Annotated in this window: 6 protein-coding genes; 3 read left to right on the forward strand and 3 right to left on the reverse strand. The window is 62.7% G+C overall.

The genetic code is table 11. The features are described 5' to 3' along the window. Positions 1 to 32: 32 nt before the first annotated feature. Positions 33 to 1,247, reverse strand: a complete 1,215-nt coding sequence (locus QWU43_RS10725) for an acyltransferase family protein (protein ID WP_370917841.1) — start codon at positions 1,245 to 1,247, stop codon at positions 33 to 35. A 73-nt stretch (positions 1,248 to 1,320) separates the two neighbouring features. On the opposite strand from QWU43_RS10725, the gene QWU43_RS10730 reads away from it, so the two are divergent. Together QWU43_RS10730 and QWU43_RS10735 are read left to right on the forward strand one after the other, a co-directional pair. Beyond that, complete coding sequence (locus tag QWU43_RS10730; RefSeq protein ID WP_370917842.1) at positions 1,321 to 2,511, forward strand: DUF3068 domain-containing protein; 1,191 nt, start codon at positions 1,321 to 1,323, stop codon at positions 2,509 to 2,511. A gap of 10 nt (positions 2,512 to 2,521) precedes the next feature. Then, a complete protein-coding gene (locus tag QWU43_RS10735) occupies positions 2,522 to 4,021 on the forward strand; it encodes a hypothetical protein (protein ID WP_370917843.1) in 1,500 nt (499 codons plus the stop codon). Here the strand turns inward: QWU43_RS10735 and QWU43_RS10740 are convergent. After that, on the reverse strand, positions 3,966 to 5,084 hold the full coding sequence (locus QWU43_RS10740) for a glycosyltransferase family 4 protein (protein WP_370917844.1): 1,119 nt from the start codon (positions 5,082 to 5,084) through the stop codon (positions 3,966 to 3,968). The two genes, QWU43_RS10735 and QWU43_RS10740, sit on opposite strands and share 56 nt — an antisense overlap. Positions 5,085 to 5,126: 42 nt before the next feature. Between QWU43_RS10740 and QWU43_RS10745 the strand changes: the two genes are divergently transcribed. Then, a complete protein-coding gene (locus tag QWU43_RS10745) occupies positions 5,127 to 5,906 on the forward strand; it encodes a class I SAM-dependent methyltransferase (protein WP_370917845.1) in 780 nt (259 codons plus the stop codon). 733 nt (positions 5,907 to 6,639) lie between these two features. On the opposite strand, the gene QWU43_RS10750 is transcribed toward QWU43_RS10745, so the two are convergent. Next, positions 6,640 to 7,026: LPXTG cell wall anchor domain-containing protein (locus tag QWU43_RS10750; protein ID WP_370917846.1), on the reverse strand; the 387-nt coding region annotated here is incomplete at its 5' end.

Below are 7,026 nucleotides of genomic sequence, written 5' to 3' on the forward strand. Positions count from 1 at the left end.
CGGCGCGTCCCCGGGGGCTTACGCCGCCAATACTAGCTCAGATCCCCGGCCCAAGCAGTAGTTGATGATTGCTCCGGTGTGCATACGTCTGGTTCAACGGACGGACCTCCCGTGGATTCCCTCCCGGTCGCCGTACCTTTCCGCCGGGTCGTGATCCGCCGGGTCATCGTCCGGGCCGGTTCCTCCACGAGTACGTACATGGCAGCCGACACCGGGATCGTCACCGCGATGGTCAGCACCGCAATCAGTGCGGTGTGCCCGGTGAACGGAGAGATACCTGTCAGCGGGAACATGAGCTCCAGCACCGGCAGGTGGACGAGGAAGATGGAGTAGGACCAGCGTCCGAGCGCCTGGAACACCGGCGTCGTCAGTAACCCCTCCCTGGGCGCCAGGGCGTAGGGCAGGACGACGGCGGCGGTGAACACCGTGCCTGCCAGAACGCGGAGCACAAACTCGTCCGGTTCCGGGTGCACGAGGCCAACCGGCCCGTACCAGGGTTGGGCCGCAACCCACAGGGCCACAGCAGCAACGCCCCACCACACCGGCCGTCGGCCCAGCGCACGAAGCACCCTCCGGGGAACCCGGCCCTCCACCTCGGCGGCAAACATTCCGACGGCAAACCAGCAGGTGAATGCTGGGGGGAGGATCTGAAGGTTGGGCACACCCGGCGCGGGTGACGCGGCAACGAACGGTAACCACGCCCACCCCAGGCTCACCACCGCGACGGCGAGAATCGCGGGTATCCGAGAACGAGCGGGCAAGAGTCCCACCGCGAGCGCCAGCAGTGGTAACGCGGCATAGAAAGCGACCTCGACGCACAGGGACCACAGGTGCGTGAGCCCTGGGGCGAGACCACCCGGGACGTAGATCTGGGTCATCGTCAGGTTCGCCACCTTTTGGACACCGGTGGCGCGATAGGCATTAGGCAGGAGCAGCAGCACCCCTGCGACCACCACCAGGTAGGCGGGGAAAATCCGAACGGCGCGGCTGACCAGGTACCACCCCCAGGTGATGTCTCGCCCGGCGCACGGGCCATAACGCCGCCACAGCAGGAACGCCGACAGGGTGAAGAAGACGGGAACGAAGAAATCGAAACGCCCCAGTATCCCGCCGAGGAAGCTGGTGGGGGGCAGGCCGGTCTGGAAGGCGACGTGGGTGAGCAGAACTCCGATGGAGGCAACGGCACGCAGCCCCTCGAGCGAGGCGTTGAACCGTGTAGTTTCCGGGTACGATCCTTCTGTGCCCATGGCGCGGCCGCCTTTCCGCCCGCGTCATCCGGGCACATGTTCTTGCACAGATCCTAGTTGGAAGGGGGTCGCGATGACCTCGCGGGTCTCCGGTTTCATTGCTCTCACTCTCGGCGTGGCACTCGTCGCTGTCGCTGTCGCCCTACCGTCGTACCTCGTTCCCAGACTGAAGGTGATTCCACTGGATGCCGGCGGTAAGACGGTCACCCGGGAGGTGGAAGCGACGCTGTTGGATTCCCGAGCGTTCGGGACACGTGAAGTACTGCCCGAGCATGCGGGAGATTCCGCGTGTGAGGGGGATCATCCCCGGGTGTCCTGCTTCATCAGCCATTCGACCCCCGTCTTCGGAAGCCGTAGCATCGGCGTGGTCGAGCCGGCCGACAAGGACGTCGTCACGTTGCGGGCGGGCAACATCCTGATGCGTACGGATCGCCCGGAACCTGAGAACGTGATCTCCGCGACAGTGGACACAGTTACCCTGAACCGGCGAACTGCTCTGCCAGTTCTAGAACCCGTGTCGAGCTTCCATGCGACATCGCCGCGACTGGGTCTGGATGACATGCGCAACGGCTTCATTCGCGAGGGCATCCAGTACCAGTTCCCCTTCGATTCGGAGGCGCGCTCATACCCGTACTTCGACACCACCGCACAGGCGACGTATCCCGTCGATTTCGTTGATGAGGACATTCTTCCGGGGCATGAGGATGTCGAGGTGATGCGCTACAACCAGCAGATCGAACCTGTCAACATGTTCACCGCGATCAGTGGGGTGTTCAATCTGGACGGTGAGATCAGTGAACATGAGAAGGCGTCGTTGAACGCCCTGCGGATGAGCACACCCGCGCGTGACTGGTACACACCCGAGGAACTTGAGCAGCAAGGGCTGGATCCGGAAGAGCGGGTGACGATGACCCGCTACTACGCCAATGACCGTACGCTGTGGGTCGAGCCGACGACGGGTGTGATCGTGCACGGCCGCGAATACCTCAACTATTTCTTCGCCCGCAATGATGCCGAGGCGCAAGCTGTCGCACAGGCTCATTTCGCCGCCCCCGAGTCGGACAGTAACCCGAACCGGACGGCGCTCGCGATGACAGCCGAGTGGAACACCGACACGCAGGAACGTCAGTGGGAAAAAGCCCTTGAAGGCCGATCGAAACTGAATCTGTTGGGCACGGTTGGCTGGGGTATCGGTGTCGTCGGCGCTCTGTTGATTCTGCTGGGTGGCTGGCTATTGCGCCGCCGTCCGGAGGCCCGGTCGTAGACTCTGTGGGATGACTCGCCACACTGTTCTGACCGCATGGTCGGTGTTCTGTGTCGGCATGCTGCTGTGGCCGCTGGCCGGGGCCGGGGCGCTGATTCAGCGGGACATGGTGGTCCTCCCACACCCTGCGGTGAGCCTGTCGGCACTGGGTTTCGGGGATCTTCCCGCCCGCAACGCACCCCAGGACGGGGCGCTGGCACTGGTGGGGGTGCTTGTCGACGCCGCTTTCGTCACCCGTCTCTGTCTTCTCGCTGGGGCGCTGGCGGGGGCGGCGGGAGCAGCGGCACTGGCCCGTCAGGTCACCGGCGGATCCCGGATCGCTCCGCAGATCACGGCGGTGACCGTGACGGTAGTCAATCCCTTCGTGGTGGAACGGCTGGTGCAGGGGCACTGGTCACTGGTCGTCGCGACATGGTTGTTACCGATGATCGCCTGGGCGGGGCTGGTGGGGAATCGGGCTGTGTTGCTGCTGGGGGCGTGGGCGGCCTCACTCACTCCGACGGGTGCGGTCCTAGGCATTACGGTGGCTGTGACGTGTTCGTTGGGGCGGCGCGGTCAGATGTGGTTCACCGGTGTTGTCGGTGCCGTAGTGTCACTGCCGTGGCTGGTGCCTGCTCTGGTGGACGGAGCGGGCACTGGCGCAGACGGTGCCGCGGTGTTCGCACCGCGGGCGGAGCATCTCGTCGGAACCGTCGGTGCGTTGGCGGGACTAGGCGGTATCTGGAACGGAGCGGCGGTTCCGGTGTCGCGCGCAAGCGGATTCGCAGTGTTCGGTGTGCTGCTCGCGGCACTGTTGCTGACCGGAGTGCGCAGATGCCCCCGCCCGATACTGGTCCTCGCTGGGATCGGGTTCGGTATCGCGGTGGGGTGGTGGCTGATGCCCGCTTTTGCGGCGTGGCTGCTGGCGAATCTTCCGGGGGCCGGTCTGCTGCGCGATGCCCAGAAGTACGTTGCACTGGCGGTACCGGCGTACTGTGCACTGGCCGCGCTGGTTGCGGACCGCCGGGGGATTCTCGGGTGCGTGGTCATCATCCTTGCGGTGCTCCAGGTCCCGGATGCGCCCCGTGCGGTGGGGGCGTTGCAGCCGTTACCAGCGGACCCGGCGTGGGTGGAACTTGCAAATGTCGCCGACGGTCGAGACGTGCTGGTCACTGATACTGGGACCATCACGACATACCGGGGCCGAACGGTGCTCGATCCCCGGGCGAAGGCTATCTCTCTGGTGGAACCAGGTGCTCTGCGGGTGGACGGTGAACTCACCGACGCCCCCAATCCCCGATGGATCGAGGCGGTGACGGCCTGGCGGGAGGGCGATGTCAAGACTGTCCGTTCATCCGGGATTGGGGTTGTCGTCGATGACGGGGTGCTCCATGAACTTGGCACAGATCACCCGCGACGTGGTTGGCGGTGGTGGCTGGGGATCGGGTTGACCATGCTGTGGCTGTCGGTACCACTCACCGTCGTTCTGCCGCGACATCTTCCAAGAGATCAGCGAATAGAGCACCAGTGAACGCCCAGGAGAACTTGGCGGCACGCTTATTGGCTTCCCCACCGAGGCGGGTGCGACGGGCGGGATTCTCGATGAGTGCCGCCGTCGCGCGGATCAGTGCCGCCTTGTCGTCGACGAGTACTCCCGTGACCTCATCGATGACGGAGTCATTGAGCCCCGCTGAACTGTGGTAACCGATGGTGGGGACCCCGTGTTGGGCGGCCTCGATGACCGCGAGCCCCCATCCCTCTTTCCGGGACGGCATCAGGTGCAGAGTGGCACGGGCGAGAAGAGCGTGCTTGTGTTCCTCGCTGACCTGACCGTACAGAACGACCCGGTCCGCAACACCGAGAGCCAGCGCGTAGTCCCTGAGCTTCTGTTCCCACCACCCCGACCCGATCACGTCGAGCACCACGTCGTGCGTCGGCGCGAGAGCCGCGATCACATCCATGGCATGCTCGATCTGCTTGTGTGGTACGAGACGAGACAGTGTCACCAGATGCGTCGTCCCGGTGTCAGGGTAGCGAGCAAAGTCTACCGGGGCGGGGTCGATTCCGTTACGGATGATCCGGATTGCCTCAGCAGCGACCCCGAGTTCCACGAGTTCCTCCGCCGACGGCTCCGAGACCGTGACATAGGGACTGCACCGGTACACCCGGGGGGCGACACAACGTTCCAGAAACCAGCCGACCCGGCTCAGCACCGGCCCCGCCACCGGCCATTGTTCCCGGTGACAGTGGTGGGTGAGCAGGACCGTCGGACGATTGCTGAAGATCCGGGCGAAGAAGGGAATCCCGTTCTGGGTGTCCACGATGACGTCGACTCCCCGTAACGACCCGACACCGAAGCGTCCGGCCACGAGGGCGCACCAGGCGCGCGGGTAAACGGTGAATTTACCACCCGCGCGGCTGAACCGGATTCCATCACGAACTTGACGGCGGGGGGCAGCATCGTGGGCGGCGGTGCGGTAGACCACCTGGTGCCCGTGCTGGACGAGATACTCGCCGACGCGCTCCAGGTAGCGCTCACTACCACCCCCCTGGGGATGGGTGGTGTCGCGCCAGCAGAGGAACAGGATTTTCATGACCCTGCCAGTCTAATCACTCCACGCCGATACACTGACACCGTGTACTTTCCGCCTTCCTTCCGACTACCCCGTACCCGCGGCCTCGCGACGCTCCGCCGATCACTCGACCTGCTGAGCGATTTCCGCTTCGAGCAGACCGACCCCGCCGTGTTCTACGGGCATCTCGCGGAGGACACCGCTCTACTCCTAGAATCGCTCCATACCGACTGTTCCGGGAACGGTCTGGCTGGATGCTGGATTCTCGACGTCGGGGGCGGGCCTGGGTACTTCTCGAGAGCATTCACTTCACGGAACTGCTCTTATTTCACCGTGGAGCCGGACGCCGGGGAGATGGCAGCCGCGGGGATAGCGGTCGAGGCATCGGTCCGTGGTTCCGGCACAGCACTTCCATTCCGTGATGACACCTTCGACGTGACCTATTCCTCCAATGTCGCGGAACATATCGCTGAGCCGTGGGCGATGGGCGATGAGATGCACCGGGTCACCCGCCCCGGAGGGCTGGTGGTGTTGAGCTACACGGTATGGCTGGGTCCGTTCGGTGGGCACGAGACGGGATTTCTTCCGCACTACATCGGTGGTGCCTACGCCCGGGACCGGTACTTACGGAAGCATGGTTACCGACCGAAGAACGTGTTTGGCGAATCACTGTTCAGTGTGTCCTGCCGCGATGGACTTCGGTGGGCGCAACGAACGGGCGCGGAAGTCTTCGCTGTATTCCCCCGCTATCACCCATGGTGGGCATGGTGGCTGGTCCGTGTCCCCTTGCTCAGGGAGTTTGCGGTGAGCAATCTAGTGATTGTCCTCCGAAAACCGGATTAACCCCCGACTGAGCCCCGCTACGCATACTCCGAGACTCAGTAAATGCGCCAGTGTCACCGGAAACAGTTTCCGTGACAGCGAGTTCACCCCCGCAGGAATCCTCGGAGAGCCTCAAGGAAGATACCCACCCAAGATATCTATCTCGTGATATTCCTCCATTGCGTCACGATCAATCCAATGGATGTTGTGGGACAATGTGCCATTCGACTTGTGAGAGCGAAAGTCGGCTCAAATTCTATCGATTCTGCCACATTATCGTTGACATTAACATCGACGAGCCAATAAAAAGACTATTTCTCCATACCAGCACCGTTGGAGCAGTCTAGCTTCCCTTAGATTGTAGAGAACTGGACAGCACTTTCCATGAGACACCTCCCACTGAACAAGCACGGCAGTTCTAATTTTATGAATACGATCCGGAGATCTCTTCACCCACACATACGCAAGATCCTGACCATGCGTGGTCGACGACTCCATTTAACCCGCTGCCAAGACCACAGATGCCATTGTTCAATGACCGCCACGACCTTTCAGGGATGCCGGTATTCAATACATGCCGCCTATTCTCGTTTTCCCAGGCGGAAGGAGGTGATGGGAGGCCAGTCATGAATGGATTGGAGCGAGTTTTCGGGCTCCCCGGGCATGAGGAAGGGCACCCACCGATTCGGTGGGTGCCCTTCCTTTTAATCAATCACGCGGCAATGCTCGCGTGAGCGGGATTCACCGCAGGTGTTTAGTTCCTCCGACGACGGCGTGCACCAATCAACAGTCCGCCAAGAACCATGGCCAGGAGACCAAGAATTCCTACGGTCGCAACGTTCGCACCCGTGACGGCGAGTGTGCCTTCACGTCGTGCTTCCTGACCGTTGCCAGTGTTGTCGGGAGTCGTGTCTTTATTAGCGTTGGACGTGGTGCCATCGTGCGTTGCTGCACCGTTTCCTGTCGCGTTTCCGGTGTCAGTGACGACCGGGGCCGAAGAACCGCCAACATTTGAACTCAGAACACCGAACAGTGTGGCCAGACCGATAGCAGCCGGAATGCCGAGCAGGATTCCGATACTCAGTGCCGGAGTGATCGACGATCCATCCCCGAAGGAGGAACCGGGAGAAGTCGCAGCCGC

The sequence above is a fragment of the Corynebacterium sp. CCM 9204 genome (assembly GCF_041357695.1).
Lineage (GTDB): Bacteria > Actinomycetota > Actinomycetes > Mycobacteriales > Mycobacteriaceae > Corynebacterium.